Genomic DNA, 25,435 nt, shown 5'->3' with positions numbered 1-25,435 from the left:
TTGCGCGGAACAAAATAGCCTCATAGTCCATCGCGCCGTGCAGGACGTGCAGTATTTCGATTGCATCCGTGCTGATGCGGTAGAAGATAAAATCAGCCGCTTCACCTGGCCTTCTCGGCCAAAGCCTTATACTTGGCCTCGAGGCGATCAAGCACGTCTTCGACAGGCTTTGCCCGCCCCGCGTCGGCGTCGCCAATGCTCTTCGCAAGTACTGCATCGAGCGCGGCAAGGCGCTTCTCACGCTCTTCAACCAGGCGGACGCCTTCGCGCAGCACTTCGCTCTTCGAATTATAGCGCCCGGTGCTGACAAGCTGGTTGACGACGTCCTCGAGGCGATTGCCCAAATCTGCGCTGATGGCCATGATGACGCTCCTTCAGATGCTATCACGCCGATAATAATAGTTATTGGTGACATAAGCTACGCCCAACGGGTCTGAAATGGACCGATTGCCGATGCTTTTGGCGTTCTTGTGTGCTTGCATTCCGCACCGTGCGCCACTACGTCAATTTGACAAGCGAGGATTTGCCATGGCGACCGGACCGAACCGCATTCTCGATGAATTCGCCAAGTTGATGACCGACGCAGCCGGTGCCGCTCAAGGCATGCGGCGGGAGGTGGAGACCGCCTTCAGGGGCCAGGCCGAGCGCATCCTCAACTCAATGGACGTGGTGCAGCGCGAGGAATTCGAGGCCGCTCGCGACATGGCGGCGAAAGCCAGGGAAGAAAACACCCGCCTCGCCGCTCGCATCGAGGCGCTCGAGGCCAGGCTTGCCGAATTGACCGGTCAAGTGGCGCCTGCGGCTGCGGCAAAGCCGCGTGCAAAAAAATAATAAGAAATAATCATTAACTTTTCCACAAAGCCGGATCGCAAAAAGCGCTTTGTCGTGAATCGCTTACCGGTAATGCGTGAATTTTTGTGACAGCGCCTTTCCACATGCGAATGACGCAGTGCGAAAAATTTGGCTGGTCACGCGACTCCCGATCAATAGACTGAATTTGTTGCATGATTCGGAGCAGGGTCATGCGCCGGGCGGTGGGGTCCGGTCCGGGGTCTTTGTGTTGACGAAGTCCTGGCCGTCCGAGTTCTAGGCAGAATTGTTCGAGTGTGCCTCTCCCGCGGAGCGTGTGGTGGCGCTCCCAGAACGACAGGAAGCATTTCATGGAACTTCTCGAACTCGAATTCTCCCGCGAAATCCATCCGGTGGATGTAATCGAGCAGGTGGCGCATAACAACGACTGGTCCTTCGAACGGGCCGGCGACGACGAGATCTCGATTTCGGTTGCCGGAAGCTGGACCGACTACCACGTTTCATTCTCCTGGATGGAGGACTATGAGGCGCTGCACCTGGCCTGCGCCTTCGACATCAAGGTCCCGGAGGCGCGCGCGCTCGAGGTGATGCGGCTGCTTTCGCTGATCAATGAGCAGATGCTGTTTGGCCATTTCGATCTCTGGGAGCAGGAAGGCGCCATCATGTTCCGCCAGTCGCTGTTGCTGGCCGGTGGGGTCGAGCCGTCGAGCCAGCAGGTCGAGGTGCTGCTGTCGTCGGCGCTGGAGGCCTGCGAATGCTATTTCCAGGCGTTCCAGTTCGTCGTCTGGTCGGGCACTTCGGCCAAGGATGCGTTGGCCGGCGTGCTGTTCGAAACCTACGGAAACGCCTGACCGTCGATGAGTTCGAGCGACTCGCGAAAACCTGAGATCAGCTTTGCCGATTTCGACCGTGTCGACATCCGCGCCGGCACGATCGTCGAGGCCGAGCCTTTTCCCGAGGCGCGCAAACCGGCGATCAAGTTGAAAATCGATTTCGGTCCCGTGATCGGGGTGAAGAAATCCTCGGCCCAGATCACGAAATACTATACGCCCGAAACCCTGATCGGCCGGCAGGTGTTCGCTGTAGTCAATTTCCCGCCGCGTCAGATCGGGCCATTCATGTCGGAAGTGCTGACGCTCGGCTTTCCCGATGAAGAGGGCGCCGTCGTCCTTGGCGCGATCGAGCGCCAGGTGCCGGACGGCGGCAGGTTGTTCTAGCTGCGCTGGTTGCTCAGGCGGCCAGTTTACGCTTGGTACCCAGCGCCTCTTCGACCGTTTCCATGAACATTTCCCCGCAGGCTTTCCAACTGTAGCGCATCGCGCGTTGCCGCGCCTCGGCGCGGTCGACATGGAGCGCGGCGAGCGCGGCCTTGCGCAAATCGTTCGACACCGCGCCGCCAACGCCGTCGCCGACGATGTCGATCGGTCCGGTCACCGGATAGGCTGCGACTGGGGTGCCGCTGGCCAGCGCCTCGATGATGACATTGCCGAATGTGTCGGTGCGGCTGGGGAAGACAAAAACATCGGCCGAGGCGTAGATCTCGGCCAGTTCGTCGTTCGGGCGATGGCCGAGGAAATGGGAATTGGGATATCTGGCCTTCAGCTTCGCCATTTCCGGCCCTTCGCCTACGACCACCTTGCTGCCGGGCAGGTCAAGGTCGAGGAAGGCCGGCAGGTTCTTTTCGATCGCGACGCGGCCGACGCAGAGGAAGATCGGTCCGGGAAATCCCAGGTCCTTTCTTTTATCCGGCCGAAAATGATCGGTGTCGACGCCGCGCGTCCATGGCCGGAGCTTGGTGAAGCCGCGCGCCGCAAGATCGTCGGCAAGCGACTGGGTGGCAACCAGCGTGCCCTGTCCTGAATTGTGGAAATCGCGCAGCCAGCGATAGGCCCATGCTTCAGGCACCGGCAGGCGCGCGCTCAGATATTCCGGAAAACGTGTGTGATAGCTGGTCGTGAACGGACGGCCGGCGTTGCGGCAGTGGCGCCGCGCCATGATGCCAAGCGGTCCTTCGGTGACGATATGGATGTGGTCCACCTTGCGCGCCTCGATCAGCTGCGCCACCCGGTGCGGCGTCGTCAGCGCCAGCCTGATGTCCGGATAGGTCGGCAGCGGCAGGGTGCGAAAGATGTTCGGCGTCAGGAAATCCGTCTCGATATCGAAGAATTTCAGGGTCTCCGAGAGGCGCTCCAGCGTGTGGACGACGCCGTTGACTTGCGGCCGCCAGGCGTCGGTGACCATCAGGATGCGCATGGCGGCCCTTTGCCGGAAAGCTTGATTGCCGTGCCGCGGTGCCTGAACGGCAACCACGCCGCCGCTCTGGCCTCGCACCAGCGCACCCGAGCGGGCGCGGGGTCGAAATGAGGCCGCAGGGCCGAATCAAGCAGGATCGCGCGCTTCATTGACGCTCTTCACCATGGTTTCATGACGGGCGGATGAAGGCCGCCTCCGCTCCGTCAGGCCGGAACCTTGATCACCGCCCGCAGACCGCCGAGCGGGCTACGCTCGAGGACGATATCGCCGCCATGGCTGCGGGCAATGTCGCGTGCGATGGAGAGGCCAAGGCCGGTGCCGCTGGCGTCGAGGTTACGGGCCTCGTCAAGCCGCACGAAAGGCTTAAACACCTCCTCGCGCTTTTCGGGCGGAATGCCCGGACCATCGTCGTCGATGGTGACGAGCAGCGAACCACGGCCATGATTGGCGTTGATCTCCACCGTCTTGGCGTAACGGAATGCATTGCCGACGATGTTGGACAGGAGCCGGGCAAAGGCATGGGGGCGCACATGCACATGCGGATCGCCGACAAGCACGGTCGACAGCTTGCGCTTGCGCAGCGCGGCTTCCTCGCGAAGCTTGTCGAAAAAGGCTTCGAGATCGAACCGACCGGCGTCTTCCGAGGCTTCGCCGCGTGCAAAGGCAAGATAGCCTTCCAGCATCGACTGCATGTCGTCGATGTCCTGGTCGAGCGCCTGGGTATCGGCCGCCTTGGTCCCCGCAAGCGCCAATTGCAGCTTGAAGCGGGTGAGGATAGTCCTCAGATCGTGACTGACGCCGCTCAGCATGGCGGTGCGCTGCTCGAGCTGGCGTTCGATGCGTTCGCGCATCTGGATGAAGGCAAAGCCGGCGCGGCGGACTTCCTCGGCGCCGCGCGGCCGAAAATCGCGCGGCATCGGCCGGCCTTTGCCGAAGCTCTCGGCCGCCTCGGCCAGCGTCAGAATCGGCCGGATCTGGTTGCGCAGGAAGGGAATGGCGATCATCAGCAGCACCAGTGAGGTGCCGACCATCCAGATCAGGAAAATATGGGTGTTCGACGCATAGGCCTGGCTGCGGCGCACGAAGACACGCAGCACCTTGTTCTCGAGCTGGACGCGGACCTCGACGATGTTGGAATTGCCGACCGTATCGATCCAGAACGGACGGTTTATCTGTCGGGTGATCTCGGACGAAAGGATCTCGTCGAGAATCGAGAAGAACGGCTTTGGCCCGGGTGGCGGCAGCGGGTCGGGCGGCAGGAGGTCGACCTTCAGCTGCATGCGATCCTGGGCGATGCGGATGACGTTGGCGTAGTCGGCGTCATGCGGATAGGTCTCTATGAGGTCTATAATGGCGGCGATGTCGCGCACCGTGGCCTGCGACAGGCGCTGCGTCACGGTCTGCCAGTGGCGCTCCATGAAGACAAAGGCGACGACCGACTGCAGCATGATCATCGGCGCGATGACGATGATCAGCGAGCGGGCATAGAGCCGCTTCGGCATGTAAAGCGACACCAGGCGCCAGAAACGGTTCCAGGCGCGCGGCACGGCCTTCAGCGCCCGCGTCGCGCGAGCGCTCAAGCCGCCATTTTCCGGCCGTTCGAGTTGCGTGGTCGCCATTCGTCTTTTCGCTCACCGGCGGTCCGGCAAAGGACCGCTGTCGGCGACATTCTATTCCACGCTGAGCCGATACCCAATACCGCGCACCGTCTGTAGCCAGACCGGATTGGACGGATCGCGTTCGATCTTGCGGCGCAGCCGGTTGATCTGGACGTCGATCGTCCGCTCGCCGACCTCGGACTCGTCGCCGACAAGCTCATGCCGCGGTATCGTCTCGCCGGCACGCGCAGCGAAGATCGCCAGGATTTCCTGCTCGCGGTCGGTCAGCTTGAGCGCTTCGCCGCCGCGCTTCAACTCACGCCTGGCGATCTGGAACGTATAGGGCCCAAAGACCAGCTGTTCGACCTTGGGCGTCGTCGCGGGGCCGCCGCGGCGCAGGATATTGTTGATGCGCAGGATCAGCTCGCGCGGATCGAATGGCTTAGGCAGATAGTCGTCGGCGCCGGCCTCGAGCCCGCTGATCCGGCTGTCGGTTTCTGAGAGCGCGGTGAGCATCAGGATCGGCACGTTTTTTTCTGCCCGCAGCGCCTTGGTGAGGTCGACGCCGCTTTCACCCGGCATCATGACGTCGAGCACGATCAGATCGAAGTCGAGGCCGGCGAGCTTGCGCCGCGCCTCGCCGGAATTTCCGGCGACGGTCACGCGAAAGCCGTTTTCGGTCAGATACTGTTTCAGAAGATTGCGAATTCGGGTGTCGTCGTCGACCACCAGCAGATGCGGCGCGTCGTCCTCCGGCGCTGTCGGATGATCAACCCTCTCAATGGTCTCCATGGCTTTTCCCTGACATCTTTGCGGGCACAATGTCGATCTGCGCCCTTAGTTCCGGATTGACCATCGCTTCAAGGAACCGTTCGATAACGGCGCGTTCGGTGGCTCCGGAATCTTCCAATGCAGCATGGATGCGGCGCGACTGTGGCCGCGCCAGTGCCAGCGCCAGCGCACGGCCCTTGGCCGTCGGATAAAGCTCGCGCTGGCGGCGGTCGCGAGGGCCCTGCAATTGCACGATATGGTCGGTGTCGATCAGTTGCTTGAGCACGCGCGCCAGGCTCTGCTTGGTGATCTTGAGTACATCGAGGAGTTCGGCGACCGTCAGCCCGGGCCGGCGATTGACGAAATGTAACACCCGATGATGGGCGCGGCCAAAACCGTAATCGGCCAGGATCTGGTCCGGATCGGAGGTAAAGTCGCGATAGGCGAAGAAGAACAACTCGATGATGGCGAAATCGATGCCGTCCTCGTCGGTGATCGCCGTCCTGATCGGCTCTGCGGCTGCGTGGCTCGTCATCTTTTCTCCGTGTGAAGCAGGAAATTATGTCAGCACTATTGACGTATTTTCCGCGCGATGGTAATTTTTGGCAAGCTTTTCGGCGGATTGCGAACGAAAAGGCAAGCGAAGCTGTTTTTTCCGGAACTTCCTGAGTTTGCCAGACCTTAAATATCCGCCTACGCTTTGAAACAATGGCCGCCTGCAGCGGCGAAACGAAACGACGCAATAATGTGCGGGCTGCCGCCCGCGGGAGGTTACCATGGCATCCGTTCCCTTCGACCAACTGGACGGCTTTATCTGGATGAACGGCGAATTCGTCAAATGGGCCGACGCCAAGATCCACGTCTTGACCCACGGGCTGCACTACGCCAGCGCGGTATTCGAGGGCGAGCGCGCTTATGGGGGCGAAATTTTCAAGCTGACCGACCACACCGAACGCCTGCATGAATCGGCGCGCCTGCTTGGCTTCAAGATACCCTACTCGGTAGCCGAGATCGACGACGCCTGCCGCACGCTGTTGAAGAAGCAGGGTTTCCAGGACGCCTATGTCCGCCCGATCGCGTGGCGCGGCAGTGAACAGATGGGCGTTTCCGCACAGAACAGCCGGATCAACTGCGCCATCGCCATCTGGCAGTGGCCGAGCTATTTCGACCCGGCGCAGAAGCTGAAGGGCATCCGCCTCGACATGGCCGAATGGCGCCGCCCCGATCCACGCACCGCACCGTCGAAATCGAAGGCGGCCGGCCTTTACATGATCTGCACCATGTCCAAGCATGCCGCCGAGGCCAAGGGCTATGCCGACGCCATGATGCTCGACTGGCGTGGCCAGGTGGCGGAAGCGACAGGTGCCAACATATTCTTCGTCAAGGACGGCAAGATCCATACGCCCGAGCCTGATTGCTTCCTCGACGGCATCACCCGCCGCACGGTCATCGGCCTTGCCAAGGACCGCGGTTTGGAGGTGATCGAGCGCGCCATCATCCCGGAAGAGCTTGAAGGCTTCCAGCAGTGCTTCCTCACCGGGACGGCGGCCGAGGTCACGCCGGTCTCGGAGATCGGTCCGTACCGATTCGAGGTCGGCGAGATCGCCAAGACACTGATGAACGACTATTCTGCGGCCGTTCAGCCCAAGCACGCGATTGCTGCAGAATAACGAAAGTCACAGCTTTTTTAATCAGCAAGGGCGGTTTTCGGGCCGCCCCTTTTATTTAAGCGTTTGCGCATTTGACTTTCATTCAATTCGGCGTCTCATGATGGCGTCGGCCCGGGAGGCTGGCAGCTATGGAGGGACTCGAAATATGGATATGAACACGCTTCTTCCGATCATTATTCAGGTGATTACCGGTATCATCGGTGGTCAGGCGGTGGGTGTGGCTATCAAGACTGCGGCGATGGGGCAGCTTACCAAAATCCTGGGCGGCGCTGTCGGCGGCATCGGCGGTGCGGCCATCCTCAACAGTCTGCTGGGCGGCGCGGTCGATCCGGCAGCAGCGGCCGCGGCGGCCGGGACCGGCAGCGCGTTGAACATTCCAAACATCGTTGGCGGTGCCGGCGGCGGCGCCATCCTGACCGGCATCATCGGTGCGGTCATGAACGCGATGAAGAAATAAGCTCCGACGTTTCAGGCTTTTCAAATGGGCGGCTTCGGCCGCCCATTTCGTTTGTCGTTTGTCGTTTGTCGTTGTGGAGCGGTGGACGCCGTTCGCGCGTGTCTCTACATCAGGGCCTGGTTCAAGGTTAGAGCTTTCCTGACGCGTTCGAGGGACGCGCAGCGCTCCGGCAGCGTGAAAGGACGAATATGGGTCAGCTCAACGCCGGCATCGTGCCGGTCACGCCGTTCCAGCAGAACTGTACCATCCTCTTCGACATGGACGACAGACGAGGCGTTGTCGTCGATCCGGGCGGCGACATCGACAAGGTGCTGGCGGCGCTCGAGGACAATGCGATCACTGCCGGCGCGATCTGGATTACGCATGGCCATATCGATCATGCCGGCGGCGCCATGGAACTGAAGGAGGCGCTCGGTATCGAGATCATCGGTCCGCATGCCGCCGACCGGCCGCTGCTCGCCAATCTCGAGCACCAGGCGAAACTCTACGGCATTACCGATCCCGTGCGTAACTGTGTCCCCGACCGGTTTCTTGCCGAAGGCGAGATCGTTTCGTTTGGCTCACACGTGTTTGAGGTCCTCCATTGTCCGGGCCACGCACCCGGCCACGTCGTCTACTATAACCGGGCCGCGAAGTTCGCCCATGTCGGCGACGTGCTGTTTCGCGGTTCGGTCGGCCGCACCGATCTGCCGGGCGGCGACCACGCCGCGCTGATCGCCTCGATCAAGGAGAAGCTTTTGCCGTTGGGCGACGACATCGGCTTCATCTGCGGCCATGGTCCCGGCGGACGCTTCGGCGAGGAGCGGCGGAGCAATCCGTTCCTGATCTGAAACCGCTTGCCGGACACAAAAAAGCGCGGCCTGTGCGACCGCGCCTTTTTCCGGCAGGAAACTGCCTCCGTTAATTGGCGGTGCAGAAATGCTGTTCGCCGTCATAGCCGGTGAACGTGCCGGTACGCGCGTTGAAGCTCTGGTAGCGATCCGAGCAGTATTCGTACCAGCCGCGGGTCCACGGCTCTGCATAGCTTTCGGCATAGGCCACTCGCGGCTGCACGTAATAACGGCGCACCGGGGCAGGCCGGTAGTATTCATCATCATAGGCCGGGTCGTAATAGCGGGGCTGCGGGCTGGCGAGCGCACCGCCGATCAGGGCACCGGCCGCAAGGCCGAGGACGCCGGCGGCAACGGCGTCGCCGTTGCCGTGGTGGCGGTGATGGCGCCATTCATCGGCATTGGCCGCGGGCAAGGTCGCAAGCGTGGTCGCAACGACTGCGGCCGACAGGACGGCAGTCTTGAAAATTCGGTTCATGTCGGTCTCCTTCGTGCCGGCCCGGGGGGATGCGGTCCGGCTTTAGCGAAGATTAATATGCGACCGTGGCTGAACGGGGGCTGAACGAAATTTGACCAGGCGGTTCATCTAACTGGACGGTTCAAGCGTGCGGCAAACACCGCAGGCCAGACCGGCCCACGTCCATTCTGTCCAGGGCTGGTTCAGCCGATCGACAGGTTGACGGCTTTCGGACCCTTGCCGCGCTTGTCCGGCTCGGTGTCGAATGTCACTTTCTGCCCATCCTCAAGACCGGGAAGACCCGACGCCTGCACGGCCGAAATATGGACGAAGACATCCTTTGCCCCGTCGTCCGGCGTGATGAAGCCGAAGCCCTTGGCGTGATTGAAGAATTTGACGGTGCCGGTCTGCGGCATGGGAAGCTCCTTTGATCCCACAAGTCCAGTCTCGGGCCGGCAAATGCCCGGACGGAAATTTGTCCTTTATTTTAGTGCCATCGGCAAGAGAAAGTTTTGCGGGTACCGGCAAGCATCCCGGAACACAAAAGGCGCGACGAAAACCGCCGCGCCTTTACAGAATTCAAGTTCACTCAAAAAGCCTTGCAGCATCCTCACACCCCGAAAGGACGCGCGGCACGCTGTGGTTTCAGGCAGCGCGGAGATTGACCGCTTTCGGACCCTTGCCCATGCGGTCGGGCTCGACATCGAAGGTGACCTTCTGACCGTCGACGAGCGTGCGCAGCCCGGAAGCCTCGATCGCCGAGATGTGGACGAACACATCCTTGGCGCCGCCATCGGGCGTGATGAAGCCGAAGCCTTTGGTAGCGTTGAAGAATTTAACGGTGCCGGTCTGGGCCATTGGGGAAACTCCTTCACCCGTGTCAGTCTTGGTGGTTCCGCCCGCCGCCTGGCGCCGTGGGCAAGTCCCGGTGGTTGCTTCGGCAGTCATGCATTGGCGCATGGTAAAACCCCCCGCCGAAAACGGGGCTGTCAGAGATTCACAGTATCGGGGAAAGGTCGTCCAAAACGTTCCGCTCTCCGGGTCGCAAATGCCCGAACACAAAATTTATCGCACGGAAACGTGATGCTTGCAAGACAGAGCCGCGGGCGGCCCAACAGGCGCATCCCGACGCATCGCACCGATAGCCCCGGTTCTCTACGCGGTCATCGGCCAGACGCCACCCAGGCATGGTCCAGCAAGCGGGACCGGCGCTGTATTGGCCTGGCGCCGGCCGGGTTCGTCATGCCGCCAGTTGCAAACAGGGGTTGCATTTGGCAGCGGAATGACGAGGATCGGCCGGACGCAGGCACCATTTGCGCAGGCAGGAATTTCGAGGGAAGGAACAGTCATGCGGTGTCTTGCGGCAAGCTTTCCGCGGCAGGTCTTTTCCATCCTGTTCCTGTCGGCAATTCTCGCAGCCTGCACCGTCGTGGTCGATGAGGGGCCGCGACCGCCACGGCCGGGGCCGCAATTCTGTACTAAGCAATACGACCCGGTCTGCGCGAGGCGCGGCGGCGACCGCCAGACATTCGCCAATGCCTGCCTTGCCGAACGGGCCGGATACCGCATCATTCGCGATGGCGAGTGCCGCGGCGGTGGTGGTGGCCGTGAGGAGCAGACATTCTGCACCCGCGAGTACCGCCCGGTCTGCGCCCGTCGCGATGGCGAACTGCGGACATTCCCCAATGAATGCGAAGCCCGCGTAGCGGATTATCGCGTCGTCGATGACGGGCCTTGCTAGTGCGCCGACCTGCAACTCGGCCGGACAAGCACCATCACCATCTGCGGGGCCGGCGCAGAGCTCAGCGTCGTTCCCGTTGGGGATGCGCAGGCGATGCGGATCAGCGGCATCATCAGCATGTGAAGCAGCGTGGCGGCGCGTCGGCTCAGTTGGCCGGGTTGTCGACCGGTTCGAGATTGTCTTCCGTGGTGACCCGCTCATAGGTCTCCTGCTCGCTGCGGATGCGATATTGCGGCGAGCCGTCCTTGACCGGCAGCCGACTCTTGATCTGGAACAGCTCCGCGGTCTTTTGGGCAAGGCCGGTGCGGCTCTTCATGCGGACCGTCTGGCCGACGGTGAAGATATGCGCCGGCGTGTCCGTGCGCCGCGCACTCTGCTGGAAGCGGATCATGTGACATTCTCCTGGTCGTGCCGAAGCGCTGCCTCGAGTTCGGCGTGGTCGATGGCGACAAGGTGGCTGGTCGGGCTTTTCACCGTCCTTGCCGGCAGATGGATGAAGGTGGCGACGCGGCGCCAGGCAGGCCACGACATGCCGATCAGTTCCTCATCGTGGTCGATGTCATAGTCGCCGGCCGGCTGCATGCCATCCAGCCCGCCAAGCACGAAAGGTGCCGCGAAATGCGCGATGGAATGGGTGGTGCGAGCAGACATTCTTGTGCCTCGAAGTTCTCGCTTGTGTCTTGAAGTGCTCCTGCCTTGAAGTTTCTTTCCGGCCTGGCCCCGGAAGCGGAGCCTGCATTGCGGTTCCAGGTGTCGGCGATTTGGATAAGTTTGACGGGCCGAGAACCCCTGACGCCGCGGGGCCAAGCATGACCCAAAACGGTTTCATATCAGTAGTCTGAAAATACGGCTTATTCAAGAAGTTTTCGACCTATTGCCCCTACCAAGGTAAAATTACTTTCTATATTATCTGCAGAACGGTGATACGATCCCGGTGCACCTCAAAACTTGTTTGAAGAATTTCCGGAAGAATTCCTCCGGCATTTTGTATTTGTCTAGCAATGGAAGGAAGAGAGTCATGAACTCCGCAAGAACACCGGATGTCCCGACAGTTGCAGTTATTCCCGTCGCAAAGCCGATAAAGGTCTTGTCGCCACGCCTCACGATAAGAAGCGACGAGGCGGCAAGGCGAAGGATTGCCGACACCGACGGCACGGCGCGGCGGGCGCGCCAACTTGCCGAAAGCAACCGCCTGATTTGACGCGCAAGCCATGACGCTCAATTTTCCCAATCCCAGCCGCTCCTATGATCCGGCGACCAGGCGCATTCGTTTCGTCGGCCATGACGGCATGCTCGAAGTCCCGTTCTTTGTCGAGGTTGCGGCACTTTCGGCGGCAAACCCCGCTGCAAGCGGAGCCGAGGCCGAATACCTCAGCGCCTTCGATGCCAAGCGTTCGTCGATTTACGATGTTGCGCGACAGGCCTACTCGCACGGCCGCAAGAACATGTATGTGCTGACGCCGGCCGACTTTCGGTAAGTTCCCCGAATTCGGAGGTTTGCTTGGTAGCGACCGCCGTCTGCTCTTGCACGTGCCGCGGCGATGGCCTAGATCGCGGCAGGGCGGACAACACGGCAGGTTTCCCATCACCAGAGACCCGAGACAACCGGCAGGCGCACGTTACGGCTCAGGCGGGCAGCCACCACTGGGACTTGACCAGCGTGTGCAGCAGGCGCTGCAACTGCACCAGGCGGGGCGCCGGCAGGAAGCCGAGGCGCTTTACCGTCAGGTGCTGGCGCAAAAGGCCAGCCACCCGGCAGCTGCGCATTTTCTCGGGCTTCTGCTGCACCAGACCGGGCGCAGCGCCGAGGGGCTGGCGCTGATCGAACAATCGGTGCGTTTGCAGCCGCACAATCCGGATTTCCTCAACAATCTAGGCACCGTGCTGCGCGACCTCGGCCGGGTAGCGGCCGCCGCCGATCTCTTCCGCAAGGTGGTGGCGATTCGGCCGGACCAGCTGGCGGCGCGTGACAATCTCGGCTCGTCGCTGAAGCAGCTCGGCCAATTCGAAGGCGCCGAAGATATTTATCGCGGCACGATTGGCCGCAACCCGTTTCATGTCCGCGGCCGCGTCGGGCTTGCCGAAACGCTGCAGGAAGCGGGCCGGCTCGATGAGGCACTGGCTGTTTTTCGCGAGGCGCTGACGATCCGGCCGAAGGACGCCGATCTTTTGCACGGCCTGGGCGTCGGGCTGATGGAAAAGGGCAATCTCGACGAGGCTGCGGATCTTTTCAGGCAGGCACTGGCGGTGGACCCCGGCATGGCCAGGGCCTGGCTGATGCTTACCCAGGTCAAGCGCCAGAAGGAGCGCGACGCCGAGCTTGCCCGCATGGAGGCGGAGCACACCAAGACGCCGCAAGGCAGCCTGGCGCGCATGCAGCTTTCCTTCGGCCTCGGCAAGGCCAATGACGACCTCAGGGATTATGGCCGTGCCTTCGACTATTTCGCCGAAGGCAATGCCATTCGCCGCCAAGGCATCGACTATGACGCCGGCAAGACGCGCGGCGAGTTCGAGGCGATGAAGGCGGTGTTCGACAAGGCCTTTTTTGAAAAGCACAGGCCGAGCGGGATCGCCGACGACACGCCGATCTTCGTTGTCGGGATGCCGCGTTCCGGCACCACGCTGGTCGAGCAGATCATCGCCAGCCACCGCCAAGTCTATGGCGCCGGCGAGCTCAGCATTTTGAAGACGGCGGTCGGCAAGCAATTTCCGCTCAGCATGAAGGGCGGCTTTCCCTGGGGCATCGTCGATCTTCCCGACAAGGCCTATGCCGAGGCCGGCCAGGCCTATCTCGACATGCTGCACGCCCGCTATCCGGGTTTTCGGCACGTCACCGACAAGATGCCCGGCAATTTCCTCCTGGTCGGCTTCATCCACATGATGCTGCCGAAGGCCAAGATCATCCATTGTGCGCGCGACGCGGCGGCGACCTGCCTGTCGATCTACAAAGTGCATTTCCGCGGCGACAGCCACCGGTATGGCTACGACCTCGGCGAGCTCGCCGATTTCCACAATCTCTACACCGATATCATGGCGCACTGGCACGCCGTGCTGCCTGATGTCGTCCACGACGTTCGCTACGAGGATTTCGTCGCAGACCAGGAAGGCCAGTCGCGGGCGCTGATCGCCCATCTCGGACTGCCGTGGGACGATGCCGTGCTGTCGTTCCACCAGACCGACCGGCCGGTGCGCACGGCGTCGGCCGCGCAGGTGCGCCAGCCGATGTACCAAGGCTCGGTCGATCTGTGGAAACGCTATGGCGACCGGCTCAAGCCGCTGCTCGACCGACTAGCGTAATGCGTTGCGCGGCCTACAGCTCCAAAAACGGCTGGAAGCCGCCAAAGATCATGCGCTTGCCGTCGAACGGCATGGTCTCCCAGTCCTGCTTGAGACGAGGATCGGCCATCACCTTGGCCATCACCACGTCACGATGCTGCCTGGATTCATAGACGATCCATGAGAAGATGACGACCTCGTCGTCCTTGGCCTGTACGGCGCGCGGGAACGAGGTGATCTCGCCATAGGGCACGTCGTCGCCGACGCATTCGACATAAGCAAGAGCACCATGCTCCTTCCAGACGGCGCCGCCGGTCTCCGCCAGCTTCTTGTAGGCGTCGAGCTTTGCCTTCGGCACGGCAAGTACGAAACCGTCGACATAGGACATCTGACTTCCTCCATGTGATTGTTTTCCTCTCCCTCTCGAGCGGGGAGAGGTGATTTCAGACACAGCCTGTGTGGGATGTTAAGCTGCTTTCACCGGTGCGTTCATTGCCCATTCGATGCCGAACGGATCACGCATATTGCCCCAGCGGTCACCCCAGAACATCACCTGCAACGGCACGACTTCCTCGCAGCCAGCCTCGATGGCCCGTTTCCACCAGGCGTCGATGTCGTCGCTGCCGAGATGGAGCTGCATGGTGTAGCCCTGAGGCTTCACAGCGGCCATTCCATGCTCGGGATAGAAGTCGGAAAGCATCAGGGTCGAACCGTTGATGTGGAGATGGATATGCATTGTGCGGCCCTGTTCGTCCGGCGGATAGGCAAAGACCTGGTCGGCACCGAAGGCCTTTTGGTAAAATTCTGCGGCTTTGAACGCACCGTCCAGCTGAAGGTAGGGCGTCAATCCGCCAAGCACTTTGGCGGCGGGCTGGGTCTGCGGCTGGTCATTCATGTCATGCTCCTCTTTTCGTCTGGTTTGCCTCTGCGAACCACAGGACGAACGAAACGGCGACGATCCTACACCGCCGATGGTTTTTTGGATTCGAAATGGCGCCTGCCGCGATGGCCAACTGCCAGCTCTCAACCTTCGATGCGAATCCGCGGGCTGTTTTGCGCGTCGACGACGATCTCCGGCCAGCCAATATCTTTGCGCAGCTCGATCGGCAATGAAAGGATGGCGCGTTCGCTGCGATAACGGGCGCGAGCCGTCGAGTAACGCGTCACGGCGTGACCTATGGATGACAGAATAGACATGATGCTTTCTCCTCGATTGGCGCCGGCATCACCGTGTCGGCGTCCCAAGGACGTGGCATGCGATCATCATCCGACAGAGCGCCGGATTTTTTTCCGCAATTTTCAACCGCCGGCTTCGGCTACCTCCTGGAAGAAAGCTTCCGGGCTGTCGACCTCGGTCAGCCGCCGTTTCTCGATCAGCCAGAAGCGGTTGCCAACAGCTCGGATGAAGGAGCGATCGTGCGAGGCAAGCAGACAGCTCGCCTGATGTTCCAGCAATTCCGCTTCCAGCGCTTCCTGGCCATCGATATCGAGATGATTGGTCGGCTCGTCGAGCAAATAGAAATGGGATTGGCGAGCCTGAGCGCCAGCATCATCAGCCGCGCCTTCTATCCGCCCGACAGCACGCCGATCCTGCGCTCCTGCATGTCGATGCTAACGCCGGCGCCCGCCAGCAGCGAGCGGGCGCGCTGCTCACCGACATCGAATCTGCGCGAGAGCATCGCCAGCGGCGTGTCGTCGCCGCCGATGCCCGACAATGCCTGGTCGCTATAGCCGAGCACGGTCGACGGCGTCACCTTCACGCCTTGCGCTGCCGTTCGCGGCTCGACGATGGCATTCCGGATCAGGCCGATCAGCCGTGATTTGCCGACGCCGTTACGGCCGAGCAGGACGATGCGGTCGCCCTGGCAGATGTGGCGCTTGCCGGTGCTGAGCAGAACCGTGCCGTCAGGTGTTCCGACCACCAGATCGTCGAGCGTGATCAGCACCTTGGCATGGCTGCCGCGATTGGCGAGCTTGATGGCGCCCGCCGATTTTTCGCGGTGTGCCGGCGCTGCCGCCTCTTCCAGGCGCTCTGCCCGCTGGTTGAGCTGCTTGGTCTTGACCGTCAAAAGGTCGCTGCCGGAATTGATGCCGATGTTGTTGAGCTTGGCCGCCTGCCGGCGCAACTGCTGCGCCACTTTCATGTCGCGCTGGAATCTGCGCTCGGTCGAGGCGTCGACCTCGTCCAGCGCAAGCCTCGCCCGCGAATAGGGCAGCGAAAACACCGGCGATTGTTCAGGGCGTAGAAACAGCGTGCGGTTGGTCGTCGCGTCGAGGAACGCCCTGTCGTGGCTGGCAATCACCACCGGCACCTCACGCGGCAGCGCGTTCAGCCAGGTCTCGAGCTGGCTGATCTTGCCGAGGTCGAGATGGTTGGTCGGTTCGTCGAGAAGCAGGACGTCGGGATCGGTGACCCAGACGCGCGCGATCAGCGCCAGCCTTTGCCAGCCGCCGCTTAAGGCCCGCATCGGCCGCTCGCGCATCGGCTGCGGCACGTCCAGCGAATCGAGGACCACGTCGACGCGCCATTGCTCGCTTTCGGCCTGCTCGGCCGGCAGGGCGTCTGCCACCATCTCATGAAAGCCGTGCTCGGCGAGCGCTGCGGGGATGACCTGCTCGACATAGCCGACGCACAGGCCGCGCGTGCGGGTGATGTCGCCTGATGTCGGCTCCATTTCGCCGGTCAGGCACTTCAGCAAAGTGGACTTGCCACGGCCGTTGGCGGCGACGATGCCGAGCCGGTCGCCGGTGCCGATGGTGAGGTCGAGGTTGGAAAAGAGCGGCGCACTCATGGTGACGCCGAGTGACTTGAGGCTGATCAGGGCCATGTCGATTTCTCTGGTCTGTCCGGAGTGATTCCGGCTGATGCACTTGGACGGTGCGCAGGCTGGCCATCAGGCTCGGCGTTGCAGCACCACGAAGGGCGGACCAAAAAATCGAAGCGGGAAGAAAAACCCGGACCGTCTCTGGTCAGCCCTGCAAGCAAGCTCGCAGGGCAGAGACAGGGCCGCGCTGACGGTGGTGGTCGATATTCACGCAGCCCTCCTTTCAAGACGTTCGAGTATAGGGATTGGGTTACACCAGGGGCGGGGCCGATGGCAAGCGGTTGGTCGGGGCCAACCGAAGGGTGACTATCAGACGGACCTCAAGTGGCCACCGCTTGATCCATATTCCTTGTTCAGATCGAGCAGGAAATGCCCGAACACCGTGCTTTTGCCGAGGTCGACAACGATGACGAGAAGGGTGTTGAAGCGCCCGGTGCCGATCAGCACCTGATCGAACCGGTTCCTTGCGTCTCGATAAACATTCCGAACGTCGTTCAAAGAGGGCAGACCGATCTCATCCAGATCTAGCGCGTTGACGTCCAAGGCAGCCTCTGCCGTAGCGGTGACGTCAGTCATAGGCTCAACAAAGCAAGCCTTGAATTCGTCTTCGTCAAGTTGCCGAGTGAAGACCATCACAACGAATGCCTGTCGCTACCGTCCCGGCCGACCAGTCTTGCCAGGGCGGCGCTTCTCACGACGGGCGTCGGCGGGCTCTTCGTAGGAGCCGATGCCGGCACGTTCGCGCTTGACTGGCTTGTCACCCTCGACCGGCTTTTCGGTCCGCCGCACCGTCATCTCGTCGAGTGAGTTTTTCTTGAACAGCGGCTTGGTCGGCTCTCCGGGAATGCCGAAATCGGAGCCGTGCGCCTCTTCGGCCGACTGTTTCTTGAACAGCGAACGCGACACCGCGCCGGCCGGCGTCGGCATGTCGGTGCCCGGACCCATGGCGTCGAGCGAAGGTTTTGCGAATAGCTGCTTCTTGACCGGCACGGCTCCGTCGGCGCCCATCTCGTCGAGCGCGGGCTTGCGGAAGAGGCCCTTGCCGTCGTCATCGACCGCGCGGTGGATGGCGCGGCCCTTGTTGTGCTTGCCCTTTTCGCGGCCCGAAACCGGGCTTTCCATGTCGGCATATTTGGCCAGCGGGTCGTCGGAGATGGACAGCTCCATCTCGCGCAGCCGCTTGATCTCGTCGCGGATGCGGGCGGCCTTCTCGAAATCGAGATTGGCGGCGGCGTCGCGCATCTGCTTGTCCAAGGCGTCGAGATGCGCTTTAAGATTGTTGCCCATCATCGCGCCGGCGCTGTCGGTGAATTGCGAGATATCGGCGCGGACATGATCTTTTTCGTAGACCGAGTCCAGGATGTCCGAAATGCGCGACTTGACCGATTCCGGAGTGATGCCGTTGGCCGCGTTCCACTCCATCTGCTTTTCGCGCCGGCGGTTGGTCTCGGCCATCGCCCGCTCCATCGAGCCGGTGATCTGGTCGGCATAGAGGATGACCTTGCCGTCGACGTTACGCGCGGCGCGACCGATGGTCTGGATCAGCGATGTCTCGGAGCGCAGGAAGCCTTCCTTGTCGGCGTCGAGGATGGCGACGAAGCCGCATTCGGGAATGTCGAGGCCTTCGCGCAACAGGTTAATGCCGACCAGCACGTCGAAGGCGCCGAGGCGCAGATCGCGCAGGATCTCGATACGCTCCAGCGTGTCGATGTCGGAATGCATGTAGCGCACGCGAATGCCCTGTTCGTGCAGATACTCGGTCAGGTCCTCGGCCATCCGTTTGGTCAGCACGGTGACCAGCGTGCGATAGCCGGCCTTGGTGGTTTCGCGGATTTCGCCGACGACGTCGTCGACCTGTGTCTTGGCCGGGCGCACCTCGACCGGCGGGTCGATGAGGCCGGTCGGGCGGATGACCTGCTCGGCGAAGACGCCGCCGGACTGCTCCATCTCCCAACTGCCGGGCGTTGCCGAAACCGCGACGGAAAGCGGGCGCATGGCGTCCCACTCCTCGAAACGCAGTGGCCGGTTGTCCATGCAGGACGGCAGTCGGAAACCATACTCGGCCAGTGTCGCCTTGCGGCGGAAGTCGCCGCGATACATGCCGCCGATCTGCGGCACGGTGACATGGCTTTCGTCGATGAAGACCAGCGCGTTGTCGGGAATGTATTCGAACAAGGTCGGTGGCGGATCGCCCGGCTGGCGGCCGGTCAGATAGCGCGAGTAATTCTCGATGCCGGCGCAGGAGCCGGTCGCCTCAAGCATCTCCAGGTCGAAGCGGGTGCGCTGCTCCAGCCGCTGCGCTTCCAGCAACCGACCGGCCCGTTCGAGTTCGACCAGCCTGTGCTTGAGCTCTTCCTTGATCGACTTGATGGCCTGGTTCAAGGTCGGGCGCGGCGTCACATAGTGCGAATTGGCGTAGATCTTGACGCTCTTCAGCTCGCCGGTCTTCTGGCCGGTCAGCGGATCGAATTCGGTGATCGCCTCGATCTCGTCGCCGAAAAGCGAGATGCGCCAGGCACGGTCCTCGAGGTGGGCCGGGAAGATCTCGATGGTGTCGCCGCGCACCCGGAACGAGCCGCGGACAAAGTTGATGTCCTGGCGCTTGTATTGCTGGGCGACGAGGTCGGCGAGCAGCGCGCGCTGGTCGAGCCGGTCGCCGATCTGCATCTGGAAGGTCATCGCCGTATAGGTCTCGACCGAGCCGATACCATAGATGCAGGAGACCGAGGCGACGATGATGACGTCGTCGCGCTCGAGCAGCGAGCGCGTCGCCGAATGGCGCATGCGGTCGATCTGCTCGTTGATCGAGGATTCCTTCTCGATGTAGGTGTCGGTCCGGGGCACATAGGCCTCCGGCTGGTAATAGTCGTAGTAGCTGACGAAATATTCGACGGCGTTTTCCGGGAAGAATTTCTTGAACTCGGAATAGAGCTGCGCGGCAAGCGTCTTGTTGGGCGCCAGGATCAGAGCGGGGCGTTGCGTCTCCTCGATCACCTTGGCCATGGTGAACGTCTTGCCTGAGCCGGTGACGCCGAGCAGCACCTGGGTGCGGTCGTTGCTGTTGACCCCCTCGACCAGATCCTTGATCGCCGTCGGCTGGTCGCCGGCCGGCTCGAAATCCGAGACCATCCTGATGGCGATGCCACCTTCGGATTTCTCAGGCCGGGCAGGGCGGTGCGGCGTCCACAGCACGCCGTCCTTATGCAGCGGATTGCCGGATTCGATCAGCGCCGACAGCGCCGCTACGGTGGCGGTGACGCCGCCCGAGGCCATGGTCTCGGCGTCCTCCAGCGAAATATCGAGGCCGGCGACAGGGTTGAGACCGGCCGCAGTACGCTCCCGCGCCGAGGCCGCGCCGCCCATCGAGGTGCCACGTGCCGTACGGCCGGGGGAAGAGGAGCGTTCCGGGATCTTTTTCGCCGGCTTCGCTAATTTGCCGCCGACTTTGCCGGAAACGCGCCCTTCCTTCTCGGCTTCCTGCTCGATCTGCTCGGCCCAGTCGGCGATCGAGCCGGCCAGCGGCGCGCCGGTGAACTGGGCCTGCGGCGCCTCGGCAAAGCCGCCCTTGCGCAGTGGCTCCGACGCATCCAGGAAATCGGTCAGCGGACTGCGCCGCTTGGGCGGCGAAGCGCGATCGTCATTCGCCGGCGGCGGCGTTTTCTTGTCGGAGAGTCTGGCCATGGCCCGAATATGGGAGGTATCGGCCAAAATGGAAAGAGCGGAGTGGCGCGTGGCGCGAGGCGCAATTTGCCTCCTGACAGCAGGCTGTCAGGAGGCACCCTCCAAGTTTCCTCCTCAATTAAACCAAAGCGCGAACGTCAGAAACCCGGCGCCGCCGAACTGGCGCTGGATCTGGTTGAACTCCTCGCTGGTGAGAATCTTGCCGCGCTCGAGATAGGGCGCGATGGCCGGGCCGGTGATCGACAGCACCAGGTCGAAGGGCTTCGGCTCGTCGAAGAAGCGCTTCATGTTGATGCCCTTGTCGGCGATGCGGAAATGCGGCAGCAAGCTGCGGCCTTCCAACAGATCCTCGGCCATGGCTAGGGCGGCGAGCCAGGCCTGCACCTGCTGCTCATTGATTTCGAGACCGGTCAGCGGGCTGGCGCCCTTCTGCTGCGGCCCGGGCAGCCATTCGCGGTCATTGTCGGTTTCGGCGCGGATGGCTTTCCAGTCCTCGCGCGACAGCCGGATCATTTCCATGAGATGGCGGCGTGCCGCTTGCCGGCGCTCCGGCTCGACCACTTGCCAGTTGATGAGATGCACCAGGGAGATGAAGTCGGCGAGGCGCCATTCGGACGACAGGATGCCACCATTCATGCCACCGTCCAGCGGCACGAGCGTATCCTGCAGCGGCAGTTTTGCGCGCGGGAACAACATGTGGAAGGAGCCGTCGAACGTGTTTCTGAAATCATGCGCCAGCCAGAAGTCGGCCTGCGCCATCAGGAATTCGGCATAGCCCTGCAGCCAATAGCCGTCGGCGCAGTCGAAGCGGAAGGCGAGGGCGGCATCGGCATCGGCCGGCGCGCCGCCCGTACCCGACAGAGAGGCCATGATAGCCGCGGCGCTTTCGTCCGGCGCGATCGTGCCGTCCTCGTTGAGGTCGATGCCGAGGCGGGTGAGGTCGATGACCATGCCGATCTCCGCGTCGGCGGGTACCGAACCCAGCGTGGCTGCGGATTTCTCCAGCCGGTCGCGGAAGGCGACGAGAATGGCGCGGAACTGTTCGTAGGTCAGCGGCTCGGGATTGGCATTATCCGGCACCGGCAGCCGCATCAGCGGCAGCATGAAGGATTGCGGGCTTTCGAAACCGTGGCGGTGCAGGCCGCCGGCCAGGATCTCCAGCGCGGTGAAGAATTCGCCGGCGCCGGCGGCGTAGGTCGCTGCTGGATCGCCGGGCGCGGTGGCTTCCAGAGCGGCTAGCGCGCCGTCGCGCTCGGCCACGGTTTTTGCCTCGAACAGGGCCGCCGCTTCGGGAGCCGCGGCGCTGGCTGAAGCCAGCGGCAGGAGAAGAATGATGGCGCAAGCCCCCAGCCTGGAAAAACGCTTCATCGTGATCGCCCCTTTTTGTTCGCTCCGCAGTGGATCATACACGCATTTGGTTCGCTGCGCCTGTGGCCCTGTGGTTCACCCATAACAGTCGACGCTTCAATCAATCCGGCGGACGGTCTACACAGGGCAAACGATTGGGCGTCGCGTGTCGAATTATCCGCTTTCCTACAAACTGTCGTGGCTGCCGCGTTTTCTCCGGCCTTCGCTCAATGGTGACGCGCGCGGCTTTGCTCCGGCGGCCGCAACCCTGCTCGAACCGCTGCCGGCGCGGACGGTGCGGTTGGCTTTCGTCGGCGATATCTCGGCGGTGGCCAATCGCAGCGCGCCGGACTGCGACCCGGCGATCGCGGCGCTGTTGGCCTCGGCCGATCTCGTGGTCGGCAACTGCGAAAGCCCGGTGGTGGAACGGCCGAGCGCTGTTTTGGGTACAAGGCTTGGCACGCACCACGCGATGAGCGAGCGGTTCCTTGTCGAGGCGCTGGCCGCCGCCGGCATCCCGCGTGAAAAACTGGTGCTGTCGCTGGCCAACAACCATGTGCTCGACCAGGGTATTGCCGGCTTCGACGAGACCGTCGTCGCGCTGGAGCAATTAGGCGTCCGCACGATCGGCACTGCGGCTCCGGTCGAGCGGTTTGCGGTTGGTTCGCTGACCATAGGCCTTGCCGCCTTTACCTTGTGGCGCAATGCCGACGCGGTCCAGTTCGCTGGCCGTGTCTCGATGGCAAGCGATCCCGGACAATGGCCGCGCGATACAGTTGAGCGTGTCGACCTCCTCTGCGCGGTGCCGCATTGGGACTGGGAATTCCGGCATTTTCCGCGCGCGAAAACGCGGGCACTGGCGCGGCTTCTGTCCGAACATGGCGTCGGCCTGGTCGCCGGACATCATGCGCATGTCGTGCAGCCGATCGAGCGGATCGGCAAGGTGCTGGTTGCCTATGGGCTCGGCGATTTCATCGGCACCGCCTTCGCGCGCCAGCCTTGGCCCGGCCGCATCGGCGCCATTCTCGTCGTCGACATCAGCGACGATCCCGGCACGCGCGGGGCCATCGCCGCCTACCGGCTACATGCCTTTATGCGGCTGCGCGCCGGCGACCGCGAGCGGCTGGTGCCGGTCGAAACGTTGAAGGGAAAATCGAGGCAAAGGGTTCTGGCCCGCCTTGATGCGATCTTCGGTGCCGTGCGCTGACGCCTGCCCTGACGCGGTCCACCAAACCGGCTATCCCTGCTGGCCAGGAAAGGAATTTCTTCGAGCTGCCGGATATCTCCACGCGCCTCGACTACACACCAAGCATGTCCCCGATGATCGTCGACATGGGCGCGATGCTGGTGACGGCGGCACTGGTGATCGGGCAAGGGACGAGGAGGCGGGTTAGTCCGGCTGGGCGGTCAGCAATCGAAGCCGCGTTGGCTACGCATGTAGTCGACCTCTTCCTTCGACATCGACTTGAACATCACACAAACGGTGAAACTGCCAACCTGGTGACCGTTTCTGGTGTATCCCCAGTCGGAAATATCGTCCCGGTTGAATTCGATATACTGGCCAGCCACGACGTTGTGGACACTATGTGGCTCATTCGCCAATATCCCCGCGAATCCGGTTTCGGTCCGCTGGAACGGGATGACCCAGAAGTGTTCGGTCACATCTCCGTCCTTGATCATCACCTTCAGTTTGAAGGTGTCCGTTCTAGGTGGCGGTGTCTGGGACAATGCCAGGAATTCATCCAGGCTGGCACGTGCCTGTGCAGTTGCCACCGCCATATCTGGATCGTCAGGCGCGACTGCGACGACGCTGTCGTCGCCCTGACTGGAGTCCTGAGCCTCGGCAGATATCGGAGCAAGCGCTAGCATCAGGGACAGTATCGCGCGGGACAGGTGCTTCATGGAATGGGCGCCCTTATAATGCTCAGCATCATCATGGATCCGTTCGGATTTTCAATCATAGCGCGAAAGATACCTTGCTTGCAACCGTGGAAATGCTGCTCCTGATGCCGCAACTGCCGCTCTAGTTTTGCTACGCACTCCGGCTATGGTTCTTGCCGGAAGCTCGCGCTATCCCTGAGGCAGCGAGGGGTATCATGATCGAAGAACGAAAGAGGTTTCGCCTGTCGCGGCGGCTGCTGCTGGGTGCGGCGGTGGTCGGCGGGGCGATGCTGTGGGGCGGCACGACCGTGGCGCGGTTGGCGCGCGGTCCGTCCGGGCAGAAGAATTCCGGACGCATCGCCGACATTGACGGCATCGACCTGGCGCAGAAGCCGCTGGAGGGCCCGCCAGCCTACGATCCGTCGCTGCCATGGCTGACCAAGGGCGGCGACATCAACGATGCCAGCGGCCTGTCGATGACGCCGGTCTACGGCGTCGTCGAAGTCAGCGAGGAAGACCATGTCGCGAGCGCGCTCGCCTTTGCTCGCACCAATGGCCTGAAGTCTCGATCGCGGCGGTGCGCCATTCGATGGGCGGCCACGCCTTCGACGACAACTCGCTGGTCCTCGACATGCGCAAATTCAACAAGGTCAGGGTCGACCCAGCGGCGAGAACGATGACCTTGCAGCCGGGCGCACGCTGGCACGACATCCAGAACCTCTTGCACCCGCGCTTCGCGGTCAAGGCGATGCAGTCGACCGACATCTTTTCCGTCGGCGGCTCGCTGTCGGTCAACGCGCATGGCATGGACCACCAGGCCGGCTCGGTCGCCGGCTCGATTCGTTCGATGCGGGTGATGCTGCCCGACGGTTCGGTGACCACCTGCTCACCGGCCGAAAATACCGAGTTGTTCCGCCACGTCGTCGGCGGCTACGGCCTGTTCGGCGTGGTGCTGGAGGCGACGCTCGACATCGTCGACAACGCCGTCTACCGGACCTCGCGCGAGATCATCAAATCGGACGACTTTCCAAGGTTCTTCGCCGAGGTTCTGGAGCCAAACAGGACGATCGGTCTGTTTTATGGGCATCTGTCGACTGCGCCGGGCAATTTCCTCGAGCATATGATCGTCTACCGCTATGACAAGGTGGCCGACCAGCCGCCGGCCGACCAGCCGGCAATCGGCGAACCGGGTTCGGTCGGGCTCAAGCGGGTGATCATCAACCTGGCGAAATGGGGCAGCCTGTTCCAGGAGCTGAAATGGTTCACCGAAAAGACGCTGGAGCCGCAATTCGAGAGCTGCACGGTGGCGCGGACGGCGGCAATGGCCGAGGGCGAGGCCTGCCTCGTCACGCGCAACAATCCGATGCACGATTCCGTGCCGTATCTGTTCAACGATCTGCTCGACGAGACCGACATCCTGCACGAGTATTTCATCCCGCGGGCGGCCTATAGCCGGTTCATCGCGGAAGCGCGCGAGATCCTGCGCAACCAGAGCCTGCCGGTCCTCAACGCGTCGGTACGCATCGTCCACAAGGAGGATGTGGCGCTGAATTATGCGCCGGAGCCGGCCTATTCGCTGGTGCTCTACATCAATCAGCCGACCGACGCCGACGGCAATGCCAGGATGCGGGCGCTAACAAGGGCGCTGATCGATGCGACGATCAAGCATGGCGGGCGTTTTTTCCTGCCCTACCAGCTTCACTACACGGGCAAGGAGCTGCTGGCCTCCTATCCGGAACTGCCGTCCTTCCTGGCGAAGAAGCGGCAATACGATCCGGACGAGCTGTTTTCGTCGACGTTTTATCGCGCCATCAAGGCATTGATCGGCACGGCCTGAG

Annotated in this window: 30 protein-coding genes and 1 pseudogene; 13 read left to right on the top strand and 18 right to left on the bottom strand. The window is 62.3% G+C overall.

Annotation, left to right across the window (positions count from 1 at the left end; translation table 11 throughout):
• Nucleotides 1-101: 101 nt before the first annotated feature.
• Entirely contained in the window at nucleotides 102-362 is a 261-nt protein-coding gene (locus AC0L2P_RS01215; protein ID WP_473499389.1) for a type II toxin-antitoxin system ParD family antitoxin, read from the bottom strand.
• 166 nt (nucleotides 363-528) lie between these two features.
• On the opposite strand from AC0L2P_RS01215, the gene AC0L2P_RS01210 reads away from it, so the two are divergent.
• The 3 genes from AC0L2P_RS01210 to AC0L2P_RS01200 all read left to right on the top strand — a co-directional run bounded on the left by AC0L2P_RS01210 (nucleotide 529) and on the right by AC0L2P_RS01200 (nucleotide 2,027).
• Nucleotides 529-831 carry an accessory factor UbiK family protein gene (locus tag AC0L2P_RS01210; protein ID WP_473499387.1) on the top strand — a complete coding sequence of 101 codons (303 nt, stop codon included), beginning with the start codon at nucleotides 529-531 and terminating at the stop codon, nucleotides 829-831.
• Nucleotides 832-1,160: 329 nt separating this feature from the next.
• Nucleotides 1,161-1,661, top strand: coding sequence for a type III secretion system chaperone family protein (locus AC0L2P_RS01205; RefSeq protein WP_023678420.1), 501 nt, complete (start codon nucleotides 1,161-1,163; stop codon nucleotides 1,659-1,661).
• Between the two features lie 6 nt (nucleotides 1,662-1,667).
• Nucleotides 1,668-2,027, top strand: coding sequence for a tRNA-binding protein (locus AC0L2P_RS01200; protein ID WP_473499385.1), 360 nt, complete (start codon nucleotides 1,668-1,670; stop codon nucleotides 2,025-2,027).
• Between the two features lie 13 nt (nucleotides 2,028-2,040).
• Here the strand turns inward: AC0L2P_RS01200 and AC0L2P_RS01195 are convergent, their stop codons facing one another.
• The 4 genes from AC0L2P_RS01195 to AC0L2P_RS01180 all read right to left on the bottom strand — a co-directional run bounded on the left by AC0L2P_RS01195 (nucleotide 2,041) and on the right by AC0L2P_RS01180 (nucleotide 5,967).
• The gene (locus tag AC0L2P_RS01195; protein ID WP_473499383.1) at nucleotides 2,041-3,063 is read right to left on the bottom strand and encodes a glycosyltransferase family 4 protein; all 1,023 of its coding nucleotides are present in this window, start codon (nucleotides 3,061-3,063) and stop codon (nucleotides 2,041-2,043) included.
• A gap of 203 nt (nucleotides 3,064-3,266) precedes the next feature.
• Nucleotides 3,267-4,682: an ATP-binding protein gene (locus AC0L2P_RS01190; RefSeq protein ID WP_473499381.1), complete on the bottom strand. Its 1,416-nt coding sequence runs from the start codon at nucleotides 4,680-4,682 to the stop codon at nucleotides 3,267-3,269.
• Nucleotides 4,683-4,733: 51 nt separating this feature from the next.
• Nucleotides 4,734-5,453, bottom strand: a complete 720-nt coding sequence (locus tag AC0L2P_RS01185) for a response regulator (RefSeq protein WP_473499379.1) — start codon at nucleotides 5,451-5,453, stop codon at nucleotides 4,734-4,736.
• Nucleotides 5,440-5,967 carry a MarR family winged helix-turn-helix transcriptional regulator gene (locus tag AC0L2P_RS01180; RefSeq protein ID WP_023719182.1) on the bottom strand — a complete coding sequence of 176 codons (528 nt, stop codon included), beginning with the start codon at nucleotides 5,965-5,967 and terminating at the stop codon, nucleotides 5,440-5,442. Before AC0L2P_RS01180 ends, AC0L2P_RS01185 begins: the two co-directional genes overlap by 14 nt.
• A gap of 241 nt (nucleotides 5,968-6,208) precedes the next feature.
• Between AC0L2P_RS01180 and AC0L2P_RS01175 the strand changes: the two genes are divergently transcribed.
• From AC0L2P_RS01175 to AC0L2P_RS01165, 3 genes are all read left to right on the top strand, one after another.
• Entirely contained in the window at nucleotides 6,209-7,102 is an 894-nt protein-coding gene (locus tag AC0L2P_RS01175) for a branched-chain amino acid aminotransferase (RefSeq protein WP_473499377.1), read from the top strand.
• 145 nt (nucleotides 7,103-7,247) lie between these two features.
• Entirely contained in the window at nucleotides 7,248-7,559 is a 312-nt protein-coding gene (locus tag AC0L2P_RS01170) for a hypothetical protein (RefSeq protein WP_473499375.1), read from the top strand.
• A 188-nt stretch (nucleotides 7,560-7,747) separates the two neighbouring features.
• Entirely contained in the window at nucleotides 7,748-8,389 is a 642-nt protein-coding gene (locus AC0L2P_RS01165) for an MBL fold metallo-hydrolase (RefSeq protein ID WP_473499373.1), read from the top strand.
• A 70-nt stretch (nucleotides 8,390-8,459) separates the two neighbouring features.
• Here the strand turns inward: AC0L2P_RS01165 and AC0L2P_RS01160 are convergent, their stop codons facing one another.
• The 3 genes from AC0L2P_RS01160 to AC0L2P_RS01150 form a co-directional block, all read right to left on the bottom strand.
• Entirely contained in the window at nucleotides 8,460-8,867 is a 408-nt protein-coding gene (locus AC0L2P_RS01160) for a BA14K family protein (protein ID WP_473499371.1), read from the bottom strand.
• 182 nt (nucleotides 8,868-9,049) lie between these two features.
• Nucleotides 9,050-9,262 (bottom strand): cold-shock protein, encoded by a 213-nt coding sequence (locus tag AC0L2P_RS01155; protein ID WP_006202521.1) that lies wholly within the window; start codon nucleotides 9,260-9,262, stop codon nucleotides 9,050-9,052.
• Between the two features lie 229 nt (nucleotides 9,263-9,491).
• Nucleotides 9,492-9,704, bottom strand: coding sequence for a cold-shock protein (locus AC0L2P_RS01150; RefSeq protein WP_006202520.1), 213 nt, complete (start codon nucleotides 9,702-9,704; stop codon nucleotides 9,492-9,494).
• 490 nt (nucleotides 9,705-10,194) lie between these two features.
• Between AC0L2P_RS01150 and AC0L2P_RS01145 the strand changes: the two genes are divergently transcribed.
• Nucleotides 10,195-10,587, top strand: a complete 393-nt coding sequence (locus tag AC0L2P_RS01145; RefSeq protein WP_473499369.1) for a Kazal-type serine protease inhibitor family protein — start codon at nucleotides 10,195-10,197, stop codon at nucleotides 10,585-10,587.
• A gap of 145 nt (nucleotides 10,588-10,732) precedes the next feature.
• Here the strand turns inward: AC0L2P_RS01145 and AC0L2P_RS01140 are convergent, their stop codons facing one another.
• Nucleotides 10,733-10,978 carry a hypothetical protein gene (locus AC0L2P_RS01140; RefSeq protein WP_473499367.1) on the bottom strand — a complete coding sequence of 82 codons (246 nt, stop codon included), beginning with the start codon at nucleotides 10,976-10,978 and terminating at the stop codon, nucleotides 10,733-10,735.
• A complete protein-coding gene (locus AC0L2P_RS01135; protein WP_473499365.1) occupies nucleotides 10,975-11,238 on the bottom strand; it encodes a hypothetical protein in 264 nt (87 codons plus the stop codon). The genes AC0L2P_RS01140 and AC0L2P_RS01135 overlap by 4 nt, the downstream gene beginning before the upstream one ends.
• 367 nt (nucleotides 11,239-11,605) lie before the next feature.
• Here AC0L2P_RS01135 and AC0L2P_RS01130 point away from each other — a divergent pair, with 367 nt between their 5' ends.
• From AC0L2P_RS01130 to AC0L2P_RS01120, 3 genes are all read left to right on the top strand, one after another.
• Nucleotides 11,606-11,788, top strand: coding sequence for a hypothetical protein (locus AC0L2P_RS01130; protein ID WP_473499363.1), 183 nt, complete (start codon nucleotides 11,606-11,608; stop codon nucleotides 11,786-11,788).
• A gap of 10 nt (nucleotides 11,789-11,798) precedes the next feature.
• Nucleotides 11,799-12,065 carry a DUF1488 family protein gene (locus AC0L2P_RS01125; protein WP_473499361.1) on the top strand — a complete coding sequence of 89 codons (267 nt, stop codon included), beginning with the start codon at nucleotides 11,799-11,801 and terminating at the stop codon, nucleotides 12,063-12,065.
• Nucleotides 12,066-12,249: 184 nt separating this feature from the next.
• On the top strand, nucleotides 12,250-13,884 hold the full coding sequence (locus tag AC0L2P_RS01120) for a tetratricopeptide repeat-containing sulfotransferase family protein (RefSeq protein ID WP_473499359.1): 1,635 nt from the start codon (nucleotides 12,250-12,252) through the stop codon (nucleotides 13,882-13,884).
• Nucleotides 13,885-13,897: 13 nt separating this feature from the next.
• Here the strand turns inward: AC0L2P_RS01120 and AC0L2P_RS01115 are convergent, their stop codons facing one another.
• The 7 genes and pseudogenes from AC0L2P_RS01115 to AC0L2P_RS01085 all read right to left on the bottom strand — a co-directional run bounded on the left by AC0L2P_RS01115 (nucleotide 13,898) and on the right by AC0L2P_RS01085 (nucleotide 21,737).
• Nucleotides 13,898-14,251 carry a DUF1428 domain-containing protein gene (locus AC0L2P_RS01115; RefSeq protein ID WP_473499357.1) on the bottom strand — a complete coding sequence of 118 codons (354 nt, stop codon included), beginning with the start codon at nucleotides 14,249-14,251 and terminating at the stop codon, nucleotides 13,898-13,900.
• 78 nt (nucleotides 14,252-14,329) lie between these two features.
• Nucleotides 14,330-14,758, bottom strand: a complete 429-nt coding sequence (locus tag AC0L2P_RS01110) for a VOC family protein (protein WP_473499355.1) — start codon at nucleotides 14,756-14,758, stop codon at nucleotides 14,330-14,332.
• A 128-nt stretch (nucleotides 14,759-14,886) separates the two neighbouring features.
• Nucleotides 14,887-15,060, bottom strand: coding sequence for a hypothetical protein (locus AC0L2P_RS01105; RefSeq protein ID WP_473499353.1), 174 nt, complete (start codon nucleotides 15,058-15,060; stop codon nucleotides 14,887-14,889).
• 102 nt (nucleotides 15,061-15,162) lie between these two features.
• A pseudogene (locus AC0L2P_RS01100) lies at nucleotides 15,163-16,691 on the bottom strand (ABC-F family ATP-binding cassette domain-containing protein).
• A 306-nt stretch (nucleotides 16,692-16,997) separates the two neighbouring features.
• Nucleotides 16,998-17,264, bottom strand: a complete 267-nt coding sequence (locus tag AC0L2P_RS01095) for a hypothetical protein (RefSeq protein ID WP_473499351.1) — start codon at nucleotides 17,262-17,264, stop codon at nucleotides 16,998-17,000.
• Nucleotides 17,265-17,339: 75 nt separating this feature from the next.
• Complete coding sequence (gene uvrB, locus AC0L2P_RS01090; RefSeq protein WP_473499349.1) at nucleotides 17,340-20,369, bottom strand: excinuclease ABC subunit UvrB; 3,030 nt, start codon at nucleotides 20,367-20,369, stop codon at nucleotides 17,340-17,342.
• 114 nt (nucleotides 20,370-20,483) lie between these two features.
• A complete protein-coding gene (locus tag AC0L2P_RS01085) occupies nucleotides 20,484-21,737 on the bottom strand; it encodes a hypothetical protein (protein ID WP_473499347.1) in 1,254 nt (417 codons plus the stop codon).
• A 145-nt stretch (nucleotides 21,738-21,882) separates the two neighbouring features.
• Here AC0L2P_RS01085 and AC0L2P_RS01080 point away from each other — a divergent pair, with 145 nt between their 5' ends.
• On the top strand, nucleotides 21,883-22,923 hold the full coding sequence (locus AC0L2P_RS01080) for a CapA family protein (RefSeq protein WP_473499345.1): 1,041 nt from the start codon (nucleotides 21,883-21,885) through the stop codon (nucleotides 22,921-22,923).
• A 200-nt stretch (nucleotides 22,924-23,123) separates the two neighbouring features.
• Here the strand turns inward: AC0L2P_RS01080 and AC0L2P_RS01075 are convergent, their stop codons facing one another.
• Nucleotides 23,124-23,618, bottom strand: a complete 495-nt coding sequence (locus AC0L2P_RS01075) for a YegJ family protein (protein ID WP_473499343.1) — start codon at nucleotides 23,616-23,618, stop codon at nucleotides 23,124-23,126.
• Between the two features lie 194 nt (nucleotides 23,619-23,812).
• On the opposite strand from AC0L2P_RS01075, the gene AC0L2P_RS01070 reads away from it, so the two are divergent.
• Together AC0L2P_RS01070 and AC0L2P_RS01065 are read left to right on the top strand one after the other, a co-directional pair.
• On the top strand, nucleotides 23,813-24,277 hold the full coding sequence (locus tag AC0L2P_RS01070) for a hypothetical protein (protein ID WP_473499341.1): 465 nt from the start codon (nucleotides 23,813-23,815) through the stop codon (nucleotides 24,275-24,277).
• Nucleotides 24,187-25,434, top strand: coding sequence for an FAD-binding oxidoreductase (locus AC0L2P_RS01065; RefSeq protein ID WP_473499339.1), 1,248 nt, complete (start codon nucleotides 24,187-24,189; stop codon nucleotides 25,432-25,434). Before AC0L2P_RS01070 ends, AC0L2P_RS01065 begins: the two co-directional genes overlap by 91 nt.
• Nucleotide 25,435: the final 1 nt, after the last annotated feature.

The organism is Mesorhizobium sp. WSM4836 (assembly GCF_055811815.1).
This window is presented reverse-complemented; position numbering and strand designations above follow the sequence as displayed.